The organism is Rhodococcus sp. NPDC019647 (assembly GCF_044389235.1).
Lineage (GTDB): Bacteria > Actinomycetota > Actinomycetes > Mycobacteriales > Mycobacteriaceae > Rhodococcus_F > Rhodococcus_F oxybenzonivorans.
Genome location: NZ_JBIRXS010000002.1, coordinates 165,168 through 183,004 on the forward strand (window position 1 = coordinate 165,168; position 17,837 = coordinate 183,004).

Genomic DNA, 17,837 nt, shown 5'->3' on the forward strand with positions numbered 1-17,837 from the left:
GCCGGCGCTCCGTTAGGTCGCGCCGGCCCGAACCAACCGAACCCACCAAGAATTTTGGGGATCGTCTCGCTATCTGAACGAGAGGGCACATCATGCCACATATCCATCCCACCTTCGCGGACCCGCTCGCCGAACACTTCGCGACCATTCCGCAACACGTGACGCCGGACGACGATCACGGGCTCACGATCGAACCGTGCGAGTCGGGCGACGCGGCGGCCGTGATCCTGATTCCCATGGTGCTGTTCCTCGGCGGCGCGTGCGTCGTCGTCCAGCTAATCCGGTTCCTGTCCGGCCTGGTCGTCGGCGGTTCGCTGTGACGGCGCGGCACGAAAGCGTCCGGCGGGCCCGGCTTGCGGAGCTGCTGGCGGGCACGTTCGCGCGGGCCGGCCGGGAAGTAGTGGAAGCGCTCGACGTGGTCGGGGCCCGGGTGTCCGCGGACGACGTCGAACAGATCCTGGGCGACGCGTGCGACGGGTTGCTGTTGGGTGTCGACGTCGCCGGCTTCCACGAAGCGGACACGGTGGACCCGGACGCGGCGCTCGACGCGGCACGCGACGCGCGGGACGGGGTGCTGTGATGCGGTCCGCGGGAAAGTCTCGGCTTACCTTCAGCTACTCCCTGCCGTCCGGATCCATGACGGGAACCGGTATCGCGTCGACGGTGCAAGAGCCGGGCTATCTGGTCCTCGACGACGTCCGCTTGGACGACGGTAAAGAGCTGGCGCGGGTGTGGGTGCCGCTGCCGCTGGAAGGACTGCTCTACGCGCGGGAGCTCGACGACGGCGACGACGTCGTGGACGCGGAGATTTACCTCGACGTCGGTTCGCCACAACCGGATCCGGGCGCCTGGGTGCGGGACCGGTTCGGGCGGACGTGGGAGCTCGACGATAGCGGTTCCTGGCAGGTCGTAGCGGGGAGCGTGAGCCGGCGTCTGCCGGCCCTCGAATGGGCGGAACTGCTCGCCTATCACGGGCCAGTGACCGAACTTGAACCGAAAGGCTGAACGATGACGAATCAACGATGGGACGCGTTCGCGAAAGATGCGGCGGAATGGGTCGACCAGGCCGGCGCCGGGCTGCTCGAGCTGATGCGCCGGCACGGCATGAAGGATCCAGGCGGGCCGGTGTCGGATCATTACCCGTTCATCGTCCTGGAAGGCGTCGTGGGCGGATTCGAGGCGGCGGGTTTCGTTCTCGACGAAGTCGCGGAGCATGACGTCGACGCTTCGGAAGCGTTCGGGCCGCTGGTGAACTGGTTCGGGGTACGGGCCGCGGTCGACACGGACCAGGCGCCGGCGTCCGGGCCGATCGTGAACGGGTATGGGCTTGCGAACGCGGCCGGGGATCCGTGGCCTTTGCCGCTGATGCTGCCGGCGATCGGGCGGGCCCTCGACGCGGTCGAGCGGGCAGACCGCGACGAAGCGGCCGGGCTCGGGCCGGGCCCGGGCACGCCGGCGGCTATGGCGATCCAAGCGACGCGGGCGTTCGTCGACGCGGTCCGGCTGGTCGTCCAGTGAGCGGCGTCGACCGGGCTCCCGGTCAGATCGGGCCCGCGGAACCGTGCTCGGCGTGCTCAACGCTGATCGTCTGGTGCGGGACCACGGTCCCGGATAAGTCCGTGGCACTCGAGGCGATCCCGTCCAGGTACGGAACGCACACCGTCTACCCGGTGTCGGGGCGACTGTTCGGGGCGCCGGTGAAGCCGTCGCAAGCGGCGGCGATGCGCGCGGCCGGCCGGCCGCTGTACCTGAAGCACTCCGCGTCATGTGAGCCGACACGGAAGGCGGAGAAGTGACGTTGGAAGCTGCGTTGGTCCTGACGGGCGCCGGTGTGTGGCTGGCGGTCATCGGCGTGGCCGGCGGATATACCGGTGTGCTGATCGGGCGCGGGCTCGTCGCGTTGTGGCGGCGGTTCGGCAAACGGACGCGGCCGGCGGGCCTGCCGGGGATCACGGTCCGCGGGCGGTGCTGGGCCTGCGGGCGTACGGAAGAGGTCCGCGCGGTCGCGAAGGATCCGGAGGCGGCGCTCGAGGTTCTCTGGGCGGAGCTCCGCGTCCGCGGGTGGCATACCGGGCGGACTCGGCTCGCCTGCCACAAGTGCGCGCCGGCCACGATTCTTTCGGACGTGAACCATGGGTAATTCGACACTGATCCGGCCGGGCTCGGCGGAGTGGCTGCGGTACATGAGTCCGTCCAAAGCGGCGGCCGTGTACGGGGTTTCACGTTGGGAGTCCGCGCGGTCCCTGTGGCACCGGATGCGCGGGGAGCTGCCGCCGGAGGATCCGAAAGACATATTCGCGGTCGGGCACGCGTACGAACCGACGATTCGGGAGCTGTGGAAGCTCGACAACCCGGGCTGGCGGCTCTCCCACGGCGAAGTCCAGGTGAACGCCGGCGACCGGTTCGGGTTCCCACTGGTGGCGACGGTCGATGGGCGCGCGTCGAAAGGGCGGGCCCGGAAGGTCGTCGAGAAGAAGACGGCGCGGAAGCTCGAGGAGTGGGGCGACGATTTCACGGAGGCCGGGGCCCCTATGGATTACGTCGTCCAGGTATGGGTGCAACAACTGGTCACGGGCTGGACGAAAGAGCCGGCGGACCTGACGGTGATGGGCCCCTACTTCAAGCATCACACGTACCGGATCGCGTTCGACGCGGACGTGGCGACGGACATTGCCGACGAGCTCGGGAAGTTCTATCGGCGGCTGAAGGATCCGGACGCGGCGCCGGAGCTCGACGATCACGTGGCTACCTATGAATGCATCCGGGCGATGCATCCCGATATTGACGACACGCGGCGCGTAACCCTCGACACGGACCTGGGGCTGGAGTACCTGGACGCGGTCCTCGAGTTCCGGGACGTCGAGAAGCGGCTCCGCGGGCTGAAGACGCGCGTACTCGACGCGATGGGCGACGCGAAACACGCGGACATTGTGACCGGTGAAGGCGCGGACGGGCCGGTACTCGAGCGGGTGGCGTACCGGAAACCGGGCCGGGGCGGCGCGGTGTCTTTGAATCCGATTTCTGAAAAGGCTATGGAGGCTTTGGTATGAGCGAGAACGAAGCAACGTCGACGGACGTCGAGCTGGTCGACGCGCGTTCGACGGAGCTCACGATCACACCGGACCAGGCGTCGTTTACGGAGGCTCAGCTCTCGGTGCTGCGGCAGCTCGGCGTCGAGAACGCGCCGGCCGGCGATATCGACCTGTTCTTCCATCAGGCGAAGCGAACCGGGCTCGACCCGTTCGCGAAACAGATTTACATGATTGGCCGGCGGACGAACCAGAAGAAGTTTGACGACGCGTCGCGTAAATGGGTCGACAACTGGGTGACGGTCTACACAATCCAGACCGGAATCGACGGGTACCGGGTGCTCGGGCACCGGACGGCGCGGGCCCGCGGCGACGAACTCGAGGTTATGGCGCCCCTGTGGCGCGGTCGTGATACCGGGTGGGACGACGTCTGGTTGGGTAACGGGCCGCCGGCCGCGGCGAAAGTGTGCATCGTCGTCAACGGCATGAAATACGTCGCGACGGCGCTCTATTCGGAGTATGTCCAGACGAGCGGATCCGGTGACAACGTCCGGCCGAACAGTATGTGGCGGAAGATGCCGGCGAACCAGCTCGCGAAGTGCGCGGAGGCTGCGGCGTGGCGGCTGGCGTATCCCAGCGATTTCTCTGGAATGGTCCTCGAGGATGCCGTCCAGGTGATCGACGAACACGGGGCCCTGGTTGAGACGCGGACGCGGGTCGAGTCGCGGCGCGGTGCTGCCGGGCTTCGGGAGCGGATGCTCGCGAGGAAAGCGGCGGAAGCGGCGGCGATCGACCAGGCGGCGGACCCGGCCCCTTCACCTTCGGAGGATTCGGGGCCTGCTGCGGAGGCGGAGACGAGCAAGCCGGCCGCGGAGCCGGACACGGGGAAACGGGCTGACCTCCTTCATGCTGCCCTTCGGCGAATGGAAGATGCCGGCTACGCGACGGACGAGCAACGCGGCGCGTTCCTGACGGGCCAGCTCGGGCGGGCGGTCAATAGCTGGGACGACGTGACGACGGCGGAGCTCGCCGACGTCGTGGTGTTGCTCGACGAGAACGCGGCGGAGTCCGCGAAGTGACTGTGCGCGAAGTGCCGGGCGGGTTCGTCGGCACGTCTGACACCGGGCCGGCGTTCGTCCCGTTTGAGCGGGCGATGGACCGGGCCGGCGGCGACACGCCGGAGTCCTCGGCGATCTGCCGGCGCGCGGAATTCCGTCCCACCAAAGCGGACCGGATCACGTTGTGGGAAGGCGACGCGGACGGCGAAGGGTGGCGGGCGAAGCGTGTCCGGCAGGAAAAGGCGGCGCGGCTCTGCGGGATCTGTCCCGTCCGCGACGCGTGCCGGGCATGGCTGGCGGACGTCGACCGGGTGGGCCTGACTATCGACGGCGTCGTGGCCGGCGAAGTGCGGCGGTGGCGGTATCGGCGCAAACAGAAACCGGGGCCGCCGGCCGCGTCGTGACTGAACAACTGGATCTATTCGCGGATCCGCCGGCGGCGCGCTGGTGCTGGGTCTGCGGTGTAACTCGAGTGACGCCGGTCGTCTGCGGCCGGCGTTGCCTATCCCAAGGGGCAAGTGATGACGAAGAACGTTCTGAATGATGTACGGGGGCCGGAGCTCGAGGGGCCCGGCTATCACGCGTTGGTGTGGGACGTCGACGGGCGGGCCTGGCTTCAGGATCTCTCGACGGGCCGCTGGCTGTGCGACTTCCCGTTGGCGTCGCTGTCGTGGCCGGAGCTGCGGGCGAAAGCGGGCCCGATCTATGCGCTTCCGGGGACCAGTGGCGGCCGGCGGCCGGCGGATCCGGCTGCGGCGGTGCAGTACTTCGCGCGTGAGACGGCGATCCGGACGGGCGCTCCGGTGCTGCGGACCGGTGGCCGCGCTGCTCGGCGGGTCGGGCGGATCGCTTAGCTATGTCCGGCCGGCTAGTGGGTGAAGTGATGGACAACGCGGTGGAGCTCCGCGCGGGGGGTGTGACTCCGCGCGGGTTCCTGGCGTTGCTGACGATCGCGGAGGCGTGTCGGGACAACCGGGTGGGCCGGGTGTCCCGGGTGCGTCTGGCGGCCGTCCTGGGCGCGTCTGAGCGGACCGCGTCGCGGGCGGTGTCGGACTTGGTGTCGGCCGGCGTCGTCGAGTTGGTGGCGAAGGGAAACAAGGGTGTCGCCGGCGGTGTGTCGAACACGTATCGGATCGTTCGTTTCGGGCCGGACGGGGCTCGCGACGACGTCGACGGAGAGGATTTCGGGGCTGTGGATAACGGAAACGACGGGACACCTACGTGTCCCGTGGAACCTGTGGATAACTTCGGAGTCGACGGGAACGACGGGACACCTAAGTGTCCTGTGGATTCTGTTGATAACTCTGGGGATAACGAAACTGGACACGTGTCGACGGGACATATTGGGCCTATCGACGGGACACCTAGGGTGTCTCCCGTCCCGTATCCCGTAAAAGAATCTAGGGGTTACGTAAGTAGGGAACGTTACGTGGGCGCCGTTCCTGACGTCCCTCCCTCAAAGCGATGCACTATCCACCACGACGCGACGAACGTCCCGGCGTGCGGCGCCTGCGCTGACGCGCGGCGCGCTTGGGAAGCCTGGGAAGCGGATCACGTCGAGCGGCTGCGGCTCCAGGCGCTCGAGCGGCGTAACGCGGTCATGGCGTGCGGCTGGTGCGACGATTACGGCTGGGCGTTCGACACCGACCGGTCGGCGACGAACGTCCGGTGCAACCATCGGCCGGCGCTGCGGGTGGTCGGCGAATGACGCGGCGACAGGGGCGGCCGTGCGTCGACTGCCTGGCGGAGATTCCCGTCGAGCTCGAGGGCACCGAGACGGGCCGGAAGATCGCGGGACGGCGGCCGGCACCGTTCCCGGGCCCACGGTGCGCGTCACACAACCGGGACGCGGTGAAGGCGGCGAAGGACCGGGCCCACGACCGGCGGGTGTGCCGGCTGTTCGGGCTCCAGCCTGGCGAGTACGCGGAGATTCTGGAAGCTCAAGGCGGCCGTTGCTTCATCTGCCAAACCGCGACGGGGAAGGCGAAGCGGCTCGCGGTCGACCACGATCACGCGTGCTGTCCGGAGCTCCCGGCCTGCGGGAAGTGCGTTCGGGGCCTGGTCTGCGGGTGGTGTAACCAGCACATCGTCGGCCGGCTCCGCGACGACGTCGACGCGGCGCGGCGGTTGGTGTTCCTGCTCGGTCCGCTGCGGCTCGGCTCGGTGCTGATCGCGCGACGGGCCGCGCGGGTAGCTCTCGCGGACCAGGGCGGCCGATTGGGGCCCCTCGCGGGTGAGTGGCCGGGCGTGGGTGTGCCAATCGCTCACAAGCGCGCTGAGACGGTCGTCGGTGACGTCCGCGACACGCCGGCGGATCCGATCACGTTGTGATTCTGGGCGGCGGGTGCGATAGTTCGTCGTAGGCGCCGGCCGGAGCTGTCCCCCCCGATCCGGTCGGCGCCTTCCATCCCGGAACCGAACCAAATCAGGAGAACGCGACAGTGAGAATTCTTGACCTGTACTGCTGCCAAGGCGGCGCGGCGATGGGTTACCACCGGGCCGGGTTCGACGTCGTCGGCGTCGACATTGACCCACAACCGCGGTACCCGTTCGAGTTCCATCAGGGCGACGCGCTCGCGTACCTACTCGAGCATGGTCACGAATTCGACGCGATCCACGCGTCTCCGCCTTGCCAAGCGTTTACGAACGCGCAGAAGATCCGCGGGAACGATCATCCGGACTACGTCGACGCGACACGTTCGCTGATCCCAGAGGGGATCCCGTACGTGATCGAGAACGTCCCCGGGGCACCGTTGCGGGATCCGATCGAGCTGTGTGGGGCCATGTTCGGACTTCGCACGTACCGGCACCGGTTGTTTGAGTCGAGTCTCGAGCTGGACGTCCCGGAGCATCCGGAGCATGTGGCGCGTACGACGAAAATGGGGCGTCCGCCTGTCGCTGGCGAGTTTATGCACGTCGTCGGGAATTTCTCGGGCGTGCGGGAGGCACGGGAAGCGATGGGCGGAATTGACTGGATGAACCGGGACGGGCTGCGGGAGTCGATCCCGCCGGTTTACACGGAGCACATTGGGCGGCAGGTACTCGCGGCGCTCGAATCCGTGAGGGCCTGAGTCGTGCCCGACGCGGTGAGTTACACGCACAAGGCGCCACGACGGCGGCCGACGAGGCTCTGGGAAGTCGCGAACGCTAAGACGGCGCTAGCGGACTTCGGGCCCGGACTCGAAACGACGTGCTACACGTACGGCCAATTCTCGCTGATCGACGTGGTGGTGGCACTGATCGACAACCACACGGGCCCGGTGGACCTCGACGTCTGCACGTGGACGGTCGGGGTCGCCGATATGGTCCGCGTCGACGAGCTGATGGAACAAGGCCGGATCCGGAATATTCGGTGGGTCGTCGACCAGGGATTCCAGTCCAGGCAACCGGGCTACTGCGAACAGTTCCGGCGGATCTACGGGGACGAACGGATCCGCACCCTACGGGCCCACGCTAAATTCCTGCTCCTGCGGAATGACCAGTGGGACATAGTGATCCGCACGTCCATGAACCTGAACCAGAACACGCGTTTCGAGCATGTGGACGTGACCCACGACCGGGAGTTGGCCGAATGGCACCGGGAAGTGATCGACGGCATATTCCAGACCGAAGCGCTCGGCGACTTCAAACCTAAATCGAACGTGGAAGTGAACGGGGTCGCGGCGGCGCAACACGCCGGCCGTGTGGACCGTGGTCGGGTAATGGATCGGGGACGGGTCGATGTCTGAATACAAACCGCCGGAACATCTCTCGGAGACTGCCGGCGCGGTCTGGCTGGAAATCGTGAAACGGCACGGGGCGCCGGAAGAAATCATGGGCCCGGAATTCGATGCCTACTGTGTGACCGTGGCGCGGGCCCGTGACGCGGCGCGGCGGATCGACCGGGAAGGCGCCGTAGTCAACGACGAACGCGGGAACGCGGTCGAGCATCCCGCATTCGCGATCGAACGGAAGGCGCAAGCGGCGATCAAAGCGTGGGGCGATCGGTTCGCGCCGTGAGCCAGACACGCGTCGAGTCACGCCGGTACAAAGCGCTGAAGCGGGAGTTCCGGGCGGCCTGCCTCGAGTCCATGGCGCCGTGCTGGATGTGCGGGCAGGAAATCCACTACGCGGCGGCAGATGACGAGCCGGACGCTTTCAACCTGGACCACTTCTACCCGTGGTCTACCCATCCCGAACTACGTGAGGATCCGGGGAACTTCCGGGCCTCGCATCGGGCTTGCAATATCGCGCGCGGCAACGGGGAGGCTCCCCTCGCGCTCGGTGAACCTTCGGAAGATTGGTGACGAAATGGATTGGTGGCTGATTCTGCTGGGCGTCCTCGCGGCGGCCGGTGTGTGCTTGTGGGTGTGGTGGAGGCTCCGCCCTTCACCTTTGGGCGGCGGTAGGCGCCGGCGCGGTGGTGGGCTCGCGGTCGTGGTCCTGGTCCTCGCGGTCGCGGTCGGTTTCGCGGTGTCGACGTCGCCGGCTGCTGCTGGTTCGTTGGCGGGGTGGTGACCATGGGCGACCAGATCGCGGTGTTCTGCCTCGGTGGGACCAGCGAAACATTCGAGGGCGACGAGCGGACCGTGCCGGCGTTCATGCTGTCGAACGCGGCGCGGCTGCTCGACTCGACACGGTTTCGGGGTGAGTGGGTGCCGTACCCGGCGGTCTACGGGACGTCGATGCCCTACAACGAATCTGTTCGGCGCGGGCTCAATGCGCTACTGGAGCGGATCCGGCTGCTCGACGGGGCGCCGTTCGTGATGTGGGGCTACTCGCAAGGGTGCGACGTCGTCCGGGCGGCGGCTATGTACCTCCGGCTCGAGTCGATCAACCCGAACTGTCGGGGCGTCGGGATGCTCGCGGATCCCGGCCGTGATCCGAACCAGTTCGAGGGCATGGCGGTGAAGCCGGAGGGTTACGGGATCCGCGGCGGCTGGCGCGTCGACGACACGCATTTCCCGGTGTGGTCGCTGTCCGCTCAAGGTGACCCAATCTCCAGCCTTCCCGGTGGTAATCCCCTCCGCTCAATCGCTGACCTCACCGCGACCATGGGCGTGTCCACGCAATCGCAACGGCTCGAATGGTTCGGCGACGTCGTCGAGAAGATCACGGCCGGGCAGATGCAACCGTGGTGGTCCCTCGAGCGGTGGCGCGACTGGGCCGGCGCCCTCGCGTTCGCACGCGGCTACGCGATCGACGGCCGGCACACGTGCTACGCGACCGAACGCGTCCCGGGCCGTGACGTGACCTACACGCAACGACTCGCGCAACTGACAAACGCTCTGCCTCTCTGACCTGCGCCGTGTCCGGTTTTGCGACCGGAAATGAGGCGCGCAATTCCCATCCCTCGAAAGGGTCTGAAGATGAATCGTGAAACCTTGATGAGCTACAACGCGACGATGGGCGCCTGGTTGGCGTTCGTCGTGCTCTGCGTCGCGTCCGTCGTCGTCGTCCTGGCGGCGGTGATCGTCGTTATCCGGGTGCTCGTCGAGTTGGTCGCGAAGGTGTTCGGTATCAAGCGCAAGCCACGCGAAGCGGTCGCGGTCCCGTTCGGTGGGCCCGGCGCTGCTGAAGCGTCGGCGCCAATGCCGGGCGCGCATGCCGATATGCCGCCGGGGCTGGAGAAGATGACGCCGGCCGAAGCGATGGACATTGTTCGGAAGGCGCAACAGGCCGGGCTAGGCACTCCCGGCGCGGTAGGCGCTCCGGACGCCACGATTCGGCCGTTCTCCCGTCCCACGAAGGGCGACGACAAGTGAGCGCGCCAGCCGTCCATACGGTCCGAATCACGGACGAACTGCGGATCGAATTCACGTGCAACGCCGGGCCCGACGCGGACTGCCGAAACTACCCGGATTGCGAATGCGAATCGTGGGACTACGACCACGAACATCGGCCCGTCCCGCAAGCCGAATGCTGGATGACTCCATGGTTCGAGAACGACTGCACAAGCCCAATGAGTGACAGCTTGTCCGACTGCGGATACACGGCCGGAATGTCCGGCCCTATCGAGACGACGTTCTGTCACGACTACGTCGAATGGGAGTTCGTCCAGTGAGCGCGCTACACGCTCCCGCGCGGGAAGCAACGAAACTGGTCGCCGGGTTTATGCACTTCCTCGCGGACTGCCTCGAGGAAACCGCCGGCGTCGAGAAAGAGCCGGCGGTCCCGACGTTCCATATCGAACACGCTGTATTCCACGGCAACGCGGCCGACGTAACCGAAGCGATCCGCGTCGAGCTCGAGCGCAACGGCACGGCCGGCGAACCAGTCCGCGACGACGGCCGGCAACGGCGGGCCCGGGCCAAGCTCGGCGCCATGGCGCACGGGATCCGGGGGTCGTGGTGAAGCGTCCTCCAGTACTCCGGCCGGGGCCGCGCAACGTGTTCGACGTCGCGGTGGTCGCGTTCGTGCGAATCGTCGAGGCGTTCGCCGACGAATGCCGGCCCGACAACAAGCAACGCGAACAACGGGACTACGCGCTGGCAAGGGGCGACAAATGAAGCGAACCAAGTGGGACCGAATGGAACTGTGGGCGTTCGGTGCCGTCCTCGGCCGGCTCGACACGGGGAGCGTCGTCCTGTGCTTCGCGCTCGGCCGTAATGAACTGACAATCCGACTGACGAAAGGCGCGAAATGAACGACAGGCATCCCGGTACCCATCACTTGCTCTCACTGTTTGAGTACAAGCATCTTCCGTTGCACCTACAGAACGTGTCGGCATCCTTCTCGGTGCTGGCTAACGACATGGTGAACCGGCTCACTGACGGGCCGGAGCTGTCCGCCGGCCTGCGGAAGCTCGTCGAGGCAAAGGACTGCATGGTCCGACAGGCTGTGATCGACAGTCGGGCGGCGAACCGTGACTGAATACGACGAACTGAGGACGGCGCCACTGTGGGATAACCCGGCACTCAATCGGCTACTCGAGTCGGCCACTGTGGACGCGATGCGGAAGCCGATCACTGGGGCGGACCTGGTCGCCGGTGACCTATTCCGTGAGCCCTCGGGGTGCTCGGACTGCGGTGTGTTCCTGTTCGACGGCGATATGTGCGGGCACTGCGAACGCACACACGTACGGCGCGCGATCGAACGACACGGCGCAAACAGTGGAGTATGCGGCAACTGTGCGACAGAAGCGGCAACACTCGCCGCGCGCACCGGTGGCGACGTCGGCCACCTATACGACGACGTCCTACGACGCAAGGCCGGCCTACCTGCGCCATGCGACAAGGCCGGCGCTCTCGACGTCGAGCTCTGCGACGAACCAGCGAAGCCACGCCCGGTCGATGAATGGGAGTCCCAATTCCCTGACGCCGGTCCATACCTCGGCGCTGGCGGGTGGGCCCTGCCTGAGCAATGGGGCGACGGCACGCCCGACTGGACGCTGAGCACAGGGAAGGCGATCGACGCAGCAATGACAAGGCATCCCGCGGGCAGTAAGCCGCGCGACGTCGACGAAGAGCTGGACACCATCAAGGCCGTACGTCTGTCCATAGCCTGCCTGTTGGCGTACCCACGTGGGCCCGGATCCGCTGCCCTACTGCACGCGTTCGATAGGCGACTCGAGCAACTGCAAGCGGCAGCAATAGCGAAGCGGGGCGGACAGTGAACACATTCGAGACTGCGGCCATGGCAACACTCGGCGCGGCTTACGGGCTGGTAATCCTCGCTGCCCTATGCGCGTCGACAGGCGTGCTTGTGTGGATGGTCGTCGAGCTGGTGCGTCAATTGACACGCAACCTCAAACGGAAGCGGCGGCGTCGCACTGAGGGCCAGCAATGACCCACGTAGGGGGAAGGGCTTTCCCGGAACCAGGCACCGGTGCGCCGGCCCGGATCGGGGTCGGGGTGGTCCTCTCCCCCCGGCTGAATGGGGCCCATCCCGCGCGCGCGTGCGCGTGTGCGCGCGTAAATACACCAAGAAAGGGCTTGTAAATGACGGCATATGACGATGTGGATGCGCTGGTGGAGGTCACGGCGGCCGGTGTGGGCGTGGACGGGGTTCGTGTCCCGGGGTTGCTGCTGGACGAAGTGAAGGTGATCGGCCCGGACGAGTCGGGGTTATGGATGACGGCGGTCACGATTCTGTCGACGTCGCGGCCGGCGGTGGACGTGGGTGCGGAGCTGGTGCGGCATGAGCCGGCTCACGAAATCCTGTCGGGTGACAACACGGTGGATATGTCCGTCGAGGTCGGGCAGGCGACGGACCGGGACCAGCTCGAGGCGGCCGGTTGGACGTTTCGGCATGTGCCGGCGGTGACTACGTATCGGTCGCGGCGCCACTACGGGCCGGAGGGTCGGGAATGAACCGGGCGGAGCTGCGGGCGGCGTTGGCGGCGACGTGTTGGGATCCGGACGCGTCGACGGTGCGGGCTGGTTTGTCTGCGGCGGCGCTCGGCGACCGGGTGGTGATCGTGTGTCGGGACGTGCCGGTGTCGATGCGGCGCGCGTTGGATCTGCTGGACGGGTCGGAGTTTGCGGCCGGGCGCGATGACGTCGAGCGGATCCAGCGGGCGGGCGGCTCTGAGCGGATCGTGTTCGCTCGGCTCGGCTCCCGGCGTGGGGCGGTGGAGTTCACCACGGAAGCGTCGTGGACGGTCCGGACGCGTGGGATCCGGGCGGACGTGGTGCTGTGGGAGTCGCTGCCGTGGTGACTCGCGCGTGGGTGCCGGCGCTCGTTCTGGTGGAGGCGGTGCGGCCGGGGTTGGCGGACTTCCCGGATGGGACGGAGTGGGATGCGGTATTCCGGGCGTTGTGGTCGCGTGACCCGTTCCGGATGCTGCGGCTCACGAAGTGGACGGCGGCCGGCGCGGAGCTGAAGCCGGTCGCGGTGTGGCGGGACTCGAGTCGTGTGCGTAATGGGCATCACAGGATCGCGGCGGCGTATGCGGTGGGCGGGTCGGTGGGCCTTCACCTTTGCTCGGCGCCGGTGTGCGCGGATCCGGGGTGTCCGGAGCCGGTGACGTCGTGACTGTCCAGACGGCCGTGTGTGCGAACTGTGGTGACCCGATCTATTACGTCTGGCCTTGGTGGCGTCACGATTACGGGCTGCTGGTTTGCCTGAAGACGTTCCGGGGGCGCCATAACTCGACGGTCGCGGCGCCGGCGCTGTGACGGTTCTCGCCGGTGCCTCGCGCATGGTGTGAGAATGGGTCACGACGTGATTGGAAGGGGTGGTGGCCGTGGACCAGGGCGACGACGGCGGCGAAGGTCTGGACACGCTGGCGGATAAGGTGCTGGCGCTGCGGCTGAAGGGTGCCAGTTGGGACTCGATCGCGGACCGGCACAACATGCCGGTAAACCTGGTCTCGGCCATGGTCGCGGACCGGCTACTGGACTCCCCCGCGGTGGCGCATGAGGTTGAGGTCCGGCTCGACTTGGCGCGGCTCGACGCGTTGCTGGTGCCGGCGTACCGGTCCGGGACGAAGGGCGATCCGAAGTCGATCGACCTCTCACTGAAGATTCTCGCGCGGCGCGGGGAACTGCTGTCGGAGCTCGACGCGGCGGAGCCGGCGGGCCGCGACCTGGTCCCGGAGGACGGCGCGGCGCTCGACGACGTGCCGGAAGTGTTGTCGCCGGCGGAGAAGCTGGCACGGATCCGGGATGCGGCGACTGCCGGGGCGACGGTGCTTCAGCTTGTCTCGGAGGTCGACGACGATGACGACGAGTGAGCGTGACGAGTCGTTGCCGGCGTCGGTGGCGCGGGCGGTGGCGGAGGCGCGGAAGGCGAAGACGGTCACGGACGCGGACCAGGCGGCGGTCGATTTGGCGATGCGCTACGCCCTTCAGATTGAAGCTGGGTTAGCTCGGGGCGGGCCGGATGCGACGAAAGCGTTGTATCTGGGCCCGCATTTGCTGAAGGCTCTCGCGGAGTTGGGTTGCACGCCGGCTGGTCGGGTGGCGTTGGCTGGCGGGCCGGCGGCTAAGCCGGGCGGGCCGGGGAAGCTGGCGGGGCTACGTGCGAACCGCGGCGCCTAAGGGACATACGACTCCGCGGCTGTTCACTCCGGAGCTGCGGGAGCTGACGCCGGCGACGTCGCTCGGCTTCGAGTGCTGCACGTTCCTGACGGACGTCCTCGGGTGGGAGTTGCGGCCGTGGCAACGTTGGTTGTATATCCATGCGCTCGAGCTCGACGCGTCCGGGAAGGGCTTCCGGTACGACACGATTCTGGTCCTGATCGCGCGGCAGAACGGGAAGACGCGGTGGCTGCTGGGCTTGGTGCTGTGGCGGCTGTTCGTGGATATGGCGGTCCTGGTCATCTCGACGGCTCAGGACTTGGACAAGGCGGAAGAGCTCCTGGACGAAGGGGCCGCGTATATCGAGGGTGACCCGGAGCTAGGTCCGGAGCTGGTGAAGTATCTCCAGACGAACGGGAAACGGAAGATCACGCTGACGGGCCGGCGTCGGTGGAAGGCGCAGACCGCGACGCGGCGCGGTGGCCGGTCTATGTCGGCGGACCTCGCGATCCTGGACGAGCTCCGCGAACATCAGTCGTGGGAAGCGTGGTCGGCGATCGTCCCGACAACGACGGCGGTCGCTCGGTCTCAGGTTGTAGCGGTGTCCAATGCCGGCGATAAGAAGTCGATAGTCCTTCGGGCCGTGCGGGACTCCGCGAAACGGCGAATCGAGCTCGGCGAAACGGCCGAAACGAAGGTGGGCCTATTCGAGTGGTCCGTCCCGGACGACGTGCCGCATACGGATCCGACGTTCTGGCCGTACGCGAATCCGTCGCTCGGCTACGGGATCACGGAGGAAAAGCTCCGCGGCTACCTGGAAACGGGTATGCCGGAATCGGAATTCCGGACGGAGTACCTGTGTCAGTGGGTTGACACGATCGAACCGGGCGTGTTTACGCCGGAGACGTGGGAGGCGTTGCGGGATCCGGCGTCACGGCGCCGGCCGGGCGCGCCGGTGTCGATCGCGCTTGACGTGTCGTGGGATCGGAAGTGGGCCCACCTGACTGTCGCGGCGCAACGGGAAGACGGGCGCTGGCATATCGAGCTGGTGGCGTCGCGGGCCGGGACGGCGTGGGTCGCGGGCTGGTTTCGCGAACGGTTGGCAAAGTTCCCGGAGGTTGTTGTCCAGGCGCGCGGCGCGCCGGCTTCATCCCTGATTCCGGAGCTCCGGGAAGTCGCGGAGTACGACAGTGAAGGGAACGCGGTCCGGCAGCTCGAGGTAATCGAGTGGGGCGGGCCTGATCTGGCGATCGCGTCGGGGCAATTCTTCGACGTCGTCGAGCAAGGCCGGTTGCGCCACCGGGGGCAACCGCGGCTGTCGACGGCGGCCGTGTTGGTGAAGTCGAAAAAGTCCGGCGACTCGTGGATCTTCGAGCGGGCGAACGCGGCCGGCGACGTCGCGCCGGTGGTGTCGGGTGTTGCTGCCCTGTGGCGGGCCATGCAACCTAAGGAAGAAGAGCTGGTTTCGGCGTATGAGGACGGCGAAGTGGTGTTCGCATGATTGCGGGAGGTGTTCTGGTGCGTCGATTCTTGTCGAACCGCCGGCTGCGGGGGCGGACGGTTATCGTCCAGGTCCGCGACGGCGTCGCGTATCGAGGGAAGTTCGTTCGGCGGGAGCGGGACGGGCTGGTGTTGTCGGATGCGTCGGTGATCGACGAGAAGGCACGCGAACCGCGGTGGGCGCCAATGGACGGCGAAGTGTTGGTGGCCGGCGGCGACGTGCAACATGTGCAGGTGCCGTGATGGTCGCGTTTCAGACTCTCGGCGAACTGTCGAGCCATATCGAGGCGGCCGGCGCGGTGGTGACGTTCCCGGACGCCGGTGTTCCGCTCACTGACCTCGGTTCCCTGGCGGTCGACGAAGCGGCGGTGCTGCGTAATCAGCCTTCGGTCCGGAAGGTGACCGGGTTCATTGCGCGTCACGTGGCGTCGGTGCCGTTCCATCTGTACGAACGGATTTCGGACACGGACCGGAAGCGTGTCACGGATCACCCTTTGGCGTCGGTGCTGAAGGAGCCGCGGAAGCGGCTGCCGGGCCAACAATTTTGGCACGACGTGATGATGGACCGGCTTATCCATGACCGGTTCTGCCTGGTCTGGGGGTACGACAAAAAGAACGCGGACCGGTTGACGCTGACCCGGATCCCGGCCCGGCGAACCGTCTTCGACGGCGACGGGCTCGGGAACGTTATCCGCGTGAAGGTGTCGGCGCCGAACGGTCGGATCGTCGAGCTGCCGCCGGAGTCGTGCGTCCTGTCGGCCGGCTACTCGCCGGGCGAAGGGTCTAACGGGCTCTCCCCAATGGTGACGTTGCGGGACATTCTCGACGAGAGCCGGGAGGCGGTCGCGTACCGGCGGGGTGTGTGGAAGAACGGGGCCCGGGTGCCGCAAGTCGTCGAACGTCCGTCGACGGCGCCGAAGTGGTCGGGTGAGGCGCGGGCGAAATTCCAACAGGGCTTGGAGAATTACCGGAAGGGCGGCGGCGCGGAAGGGGCGTGGCTGCTGCTGGAAGACGATATGTCGTTGAAAGAGGCGCCGGCGTTCCGGCCTAAAGACACGCTGGACCTCGAGGGCCGGCGGCTGACGGACGTGGAAGTGGCGTCGTCCTATTTCGTGCCGCCGGAGCTGGTCGGCGCGCGTGAGGGTACGTACTCGAACGTCCAGGCGTTCCGGGAAATGCTCTACGGTGACACGCTCGGCCCCTGGTTCACGGAGCTCGAGGGTGTGTTCAACACGCAAATGACGGCGGACTTCGCCGGCGGCCGTGACCTGTACGCGGAGTTCAACGTCGAGGCGAAACTCCGCGGGTCGTTCGAGACGCAAGCGAAGATTTACCAGACCGCGACGGGCCGGCCGTTTATGACGACGAACGAAGCTCGGGCCCGCCAGAACCTCCCGGAGATCGAGGGCGGGGACGAACTGGTCACGCCACTGAACGTCGCGATCGGCGGGCAGGCTTCACCAACTGACGTAGAGGGCCGTCCGGCCGGCGAAGGGGAAGAGTAACCATGGGCAACAACACGCGGGTGAAGGACTTTCGGGTCCAGGTCAAGGCGGCCGGCGAATCGGACGGGCTGAAGGCCGGCCAAGTCCGGATGCTGGTCTCGGTGTTCGGGAACGTCGACAGTTACGGGGACGTCGTGATGCCGGGCGCCTTCACTGAGTCCCTGGCGGAGTGGTCCGCGAAGGGCGATCCTATTCCGTTCATCTGGTCTCACCAGTGGTCGAATCCGTTCGCTCACATCGGGGTCGTCGACGACGCGAAAGAGACGGACGCCGGCCTGGACGCGCTGGCAACGCTCGACGTCGCCGGCGACGAACCGGAAAACGAGTTCTCGCGGAAGGTGTACCAACTGCTGAAAGAGCGGCGGGTCACACAAGCATCGTTCGCGTACGACGTGCTCGACGCGGAGTGGGTCGAACGCGAAGCGGAGGACGGCGGCAAGTATGAGGTTTATGAGCTCCGGAGGCTCGGGTTGCTCGAGGTCGGGCCGACGCTGATAGGCGCGAACCGGGAGACGGAGCTCCTGGCGGCGAAGTCGCGGCAGCTCGGCGACAAGGCCGGCGGGACTGAGCGGCCGAATCTCAAAGCGGGCCGGGTGTTGTCGGCGAAGAACTTCGACACGCTGAAGGGCGCACATGAGGCGATCGGGTCCGTCCTGGACTCGGCCGGCGAAGACGAAAGCGGGAAGGCGGATCGGATGGGTGTTGATCCTGTCAAGTCCGCTGGGGATTCTGAAGCGGTGGACGGCGACGTGGCGCAGGCTCGGGCGCGTCTGCTGTTGATCGAACACTGACGCGTCTCGGGCG

At 67.0% G+C, this 17,837-nt stretch carries 34 protein-coding genes; all 34 read left to right on the forward strand.

Annotated features, from left to right (window positions below):
• The first annotated feature begins 92 nt into the window (after positions 1-92).
• The 34 genes from ACH49N_RS05275 (at position 93) to ACH49N_RS05440 (ending at position 17,824) form a co-directional block, all read left to right on the forward strand.
• Positions 93-320: a hypothetical protein gene (locus tag ACH49N_RS05275; protein WP_397504420.1), complete on the forward strand. Its 228-nt coding sequence runs from the start codon at positions 93-95 to the stop codon at positions 318-320.
• Positions 317-580: a hypothetical protein gene (locus ACH49N_RS05280; RefSeq protein ID WP_397504421.1), complete on the forward strand. Its 264-nt coding sequence runs from the start codon at positions 317-319 to the stop codon at positions 578-580. Before ACH49N_RS05275 ends, ACH49N_RS05280 begins: the two co-directional genes overlap by 4 nt.
• Entirely contained in the window at positions 580-1,005 is a 426-nt protein-coding gene (locus tag ACH49N_RS05285; RefSeq protein WP_397504422.1) for a hypothetical protein, read from the forward strand. Before ACH49N_RS05280 ends, ACH49N_RS05285 begins: the two co-directional genes overlap by 1 nt.
• A 3-nt stretch (positions 1,006-1,008) precedes the next feature.
• Positions 1,009-1,518 carry a hypothetical protein gene (locus ACH49N_RS05290; RefSeq protein WP_397504423.1) on the forward strand — a complete coding sequence of 170 codons (510 nt, stop codon included), beginning with the start codon at positions 1,009-1,011 and terminating at the stop codon, positions 1,516-1,518.
• Complete coding sequence (locus ACH49N_RS05295; RefSeq protein ID WP_397504424.1) at positions 1,515-1,796, forward strand: hypothetical protein; 282 nt, start codon at positions 1,515-1,517, stop codon at positions 1,794-1,796. Before ACH49N_RS05290 ends, ACH49N_RS05295 begins: the two co-directional genes overlap by 4 nt.
• On the forward strand, positions 1,793-2,140 hold the full coding sequence (locus ACH49N_RS05300; protein ID WP_397504425.1) for a hypothetical protein: 348 nt from the start codon (positions 1,793-1,795) through the stop codon (positions 2,138-2,140). The genes ACH49N_RS05295 and ACH49N_RS05300 overlap by 4 nt, the downstream gene beginning before the upstream one ends.
• A 43-nt stretch (positions 2,141-2,183) precedes the next feature.
• Positions 2,184-3,050 carry a YqaJ viral recombinase family protein gene (locus ACH49N_RS05305; protein ID WP_397504485.1) on the forward strand — a complete coding sequence of 289 codons (867 nt, stop codon included), beginning with the start codon at positions 2,184-2,186 and terminating at the stop codon, positions 3,048-3,050.
• Positions 3,047-4,108, forward strand: a complete 1,062-nt coding sequence (locus tag ACH49N_RS05310) for a recombinase RecT (RefSeq protein ID WP_397504426.1) — start codon at positions 3,047-3,049, stop codon at positions 4,106-4,108. Before ACH49N_RS05305 ends, ACH49N_RS05310 begins: the two co-directional genes overlap by 4 nt.
• Positions 4,105-4,491 (forward strand): hypothetical protein, encoded by a 387-nt coding sequence (locus ACH49N_RS05315; RefSeq protein WP_397504427.1) that lies wholly within the window; start codon positions 4,105-4,107, stop codon positions 4,489-4,491. The genes ACH49N_RS05310 and ACH49N_RS05315 overlap by 4 nt, the downstream gene beginning before the upstream one ends.
• A 117-nt stretch (positions 4,492-4,608) precedes the next feature.
• Positions 4,609-4,941, forward strand: coding sequence for a hypothetical protein (locus tag ACH49N_RS05320; RefSeq protein ID WP_397504428.1), 333 nt, complete (start codon positions 4,609-4,611; stop codon positions 4,939-4,941).
• A 29-nt stretch (positions 4,942-4,970) separates the two neighbouring features.
• Positions 4,971-5,795, forward strand: a complete 825-nt coding sequence (locus ACH49N_RS05325) for a hypothetical protein (RefSeq protein WP_397504429.1) — start codon at positions 4,971-4,973, stop codon at positions 5,793-5,795.
• The gene (locus ACH49N_RS05330) at positions 5,792-6,418 is read left to right on the forward strand and encodes an endonuclease VII domain-containing protein (protein ID WP_397504430.1); all 627 of its coding nucleotides are present in this window, start codon (positions 5,792-5,794) and stop codon (positions 6,416-6,418) included. The genes ACH49N_RS05325 and ACH49N_RS05330 overlap by 4 nt, the downstream gene beginning before the upstream one ends.
• A 110-nt stretch (positions 6,419-6,528) precedes the next feature.
• A complete protein-coding gene (locus ACH49N_RS05335) occupies positions 6,529-7,158 on the forward strand; it encodes a DNA cytosine methyltransferase (protein ID WP_397504431.1) in 630 nt (209 codons plus the stop codon).
• A 3-nt stretch (positions 7,159-7,161) separates the two neighbouring features.
• A complete protein-coding gene (locus ACH49N_RS05340; RefSeq protein ID WP_397504432.1) occupies positions 7,162-7,815 on the forward strand; it encodes a hypothetical protein in 654 nt (217 codons plus the stop codon).
• Positions 7,808-8,086 (forward strand): P27 family phage terminase small subunit, encoded by a 279-nt coding sequence (locus ACH49N_RS05345; protein ID WP_397504433.1) that lies wholly within the window; start codon positions 7,808-7,810, stop codon positions 8,084-8,086. Before ACH49N_RS05340 ends, ACH49N_RS05345 begins: the two co-directional genes overlap by 8 nt.
• Entirely contained in the window at positions 8,083-8,373 is a 291-nt protein-coding gene (locus ACH49N_RS05350) for an HNH endonuclease (RefSeq protein ID WP_397504434.1), read from the forward strand. The genes ACH49N_RS05345 and ACH49N_RS05350 overlap by 4 nt, the downstream gene beginning before the upstream one ends.
• Before the next feature lie 4 nt (positions 8,374-8,377).
• Positions 8,378-8,584: a hypothetical protein gene (locus tag ACH49N_RS05355; RefSeq protein WP_397504435.1), complete on the forward strand. Its 207-nt coding sequence runs from the start codon at positions 8,378-8,380 to the stop codon at positions 8,582-8,584.
• Positions 8,585-8,586: 2 nt separating this feature from the next.
• Positions 8,587-9,366 carry a hypothetical protein gene (locus tag ACH49N_RS05360; RefSeq protein ID WP_397504436.1) on the forward strand — a complete coding sequence of 260 codons (780 nt, stop codon included), beginning with the start codon at positions 8,587-8,589 and terminating at the stop codon, positions 9,364-9,366.
• Positions 9,367-9,435: 69 nt separating this feature from the next.
• The gene (locus ACH49N_RS05365; protein ID WP_397504437.1) at positions 9,436-9,831 is read left to right on the forward strand and encodes a hypothetical protein; all 396 of its coding nucleotides are present in this window, start codon (positions 9,436-9,438) and stop codon (positions 9,829-9,831) included.
• A 295-nt stretch (positions 9,832-10,126) separates the two neighbouring features.
• Positions 10,127-10,420 carry a hypothetical protein gene (locus tag ACH49N_RS05370; protein WP_397504438.1) on the forward strand — a complete coding sequence of 98 codons (294 nt, stop codon included), beginning with the start codon at positions 10,127-10,129 and terminating at the stop codon, positions 10,418-10,420.
• Complete coding sequence (locus tag ACH49N_RS05375) at positions 10,417-10,575, forward strand: hypothetical protein (protein WP_397504439.1); 159 nt, start codon at positions 10,417-10,419, stop codon at positions 10,573-10,575. The genes ACH49N_RS05370 and ACH49N_RS05375 overlap by 4 nt, the downstream gene beginning before the upstream one ends.
• Positions 10,572-10,712: a hypothetical protein gene (locus ACH49N_RS05380; protein ID WP_397504440.1), complete on the forward strand. Its 141-nt coding sequence runs from the start codon at positions 10,572-10,574 to the stop codon at positions 10,710-10,712. Before ACH49N_RS05375 ends, ACH49N_RS05380 begins: the two co-directional genes overlap by 4 nt.
• Complete coding sequence (locus tag ACH49N_RS05385) at positions 10,709-10,939, forward strand: hypothetical protein (protein ID WP_397504441.1); 231 nt, start codon at positions 10,709-10,711, stop codon at positions 10,937-10,939. Before ACH49N_RS05380 ends, ACH49N_RS05385 begins: the two co-directional genes overlap by 4 nt.
• Complete coding sequence (locus tag ACH49N_RS05390; protein ID WP_397504442.1) at positions 10,932-11,681, forward strand: hypothetical protein; 750 nt, start codon at positions 10,932-10,934, stop codon at positions 11,679-11,681. Before ACH49N_RS05385 ends, ACH49N_RS05390 begins: the two co-directional genes overlap by 8 nt.
• Positions 11,682-11,701: 20 nt before the next feature.
• Positions 11,702-11,854, forward strand: coding sequence for a hypothetical protein (locus tag ACH49N_RS05395; protein ID WP_397504443.1), 153 nt, complete (start codon positions 11,702-11,704; stop codon positions 11,852-11,854).
• Between the two features lie 152 nt (positions 11,855-12,006).
• A complete protein-coding gene (locus ACH49N_RS05400; protein WP_397504444.1) occupies positions 12,007-12,378 on the forward strand; it encodes a hypothetical protein in 372 nt (123 codons plus the stop codon).
• Entirely contained in the window at positions 12,375-12,725 is a 351-nt protein-coding gene (locus tag ACH49N_RS05405; protein WP_397504445.1) for a hypothetical protein, read from the forward strand. The genes ACH49N_RS05400 and ACH49N_RS05405 overlap by 4 nt, the downstream gene beginning before the upstream one ends.
• Complete coding sequence (locus ACH49N_RS05410; protein WP_397504446.1) at positions 12,719-13,042, forward strand: hypothetical protein; 324 nt, start codon at positions 12,719-12,721, stop codon at positions 13,040-13,042. Before ACH49N_RS05405 ends, ACH49N_RS05410 begins: the two co-directional genes overlap by 7 nt.
• Before the next feature lie 211 nt (positions 13,043-13,253).
• Positions 13,254-13,742, forward strand: coding sequence for a hypothetical protein (locus ACH49N_RS05415; RefSeq protein WP_397504447.1), 489 nt, complete (start codon positions 13,254-13,256; stop codon positions 13,740-13,742).
• Complete coding sequence (locus ACH49N_RS05420; protein ID WP_397504448.1) at positions 13,729-14,049, forward strand: hypothetical protein; 321 nt, start codon at positions 13,729-13,731, stop codon at positions 14,047-14,049. Before ACH49N_RS05415 ends, ACH49N_RS05420 begins: the two co-directional genes overlap by 14 nt.
• Positions 14,030-15,529, forward strand: a complete 1,500-nt coding sequence (locus ACH49N_RS05425) for a terminase (protein WP_397504449.1) — start codon at positions 14,030-14,032, stop codon at positions 15,527-15,529. The genes ACH49N_RS05420 and ACH49N_RS05425 overlap by 20 nt, the downstream gene beginning before the upstream one ends.
• Complete coding sequence (locus ACH49N_RS05430; RefSeq protein ID WP_397504450.1) at positions 15,526-15,771, forward strand: hypothetical protein; 246 nt, start codon at positions 15,526-15,528, stop codon at positions 15,769-15,771. The genes ACH49N_RS05425 and ACH49N_RS05430 overlap by 4 nt, the downstream gene beginning before the upstream one ends.
• Complete coding sequence (locus ACH49N_RS05435) at positions 15,771-17,033, forward strand: phage portal protein (RefSeq protein ID WP_397504451.1); 1,263 nt, start codon at positions 15,771-15,773, stop codon at positions 17,031-17,033. Before ACH49N_RS05430 ends, ACH49N_RS05435 begins: the two co-directional genes overlap by 1 nt.
• Positions 17,034-17,035: 2 nt before the next feature.
• Positions 17,036-17,824 (forward strand): HK97 family phage prohead protease, encoded by a 789-nt coding sequence (locus ACH49N_RS05440; protein WP_397504452.1) that lies wholly within the window; start codon positions 17,036-17,038, stop codon positions 17,822-17,824.
• Positions 17,825-17,837 lie beyond the last annotated feature (13 nt).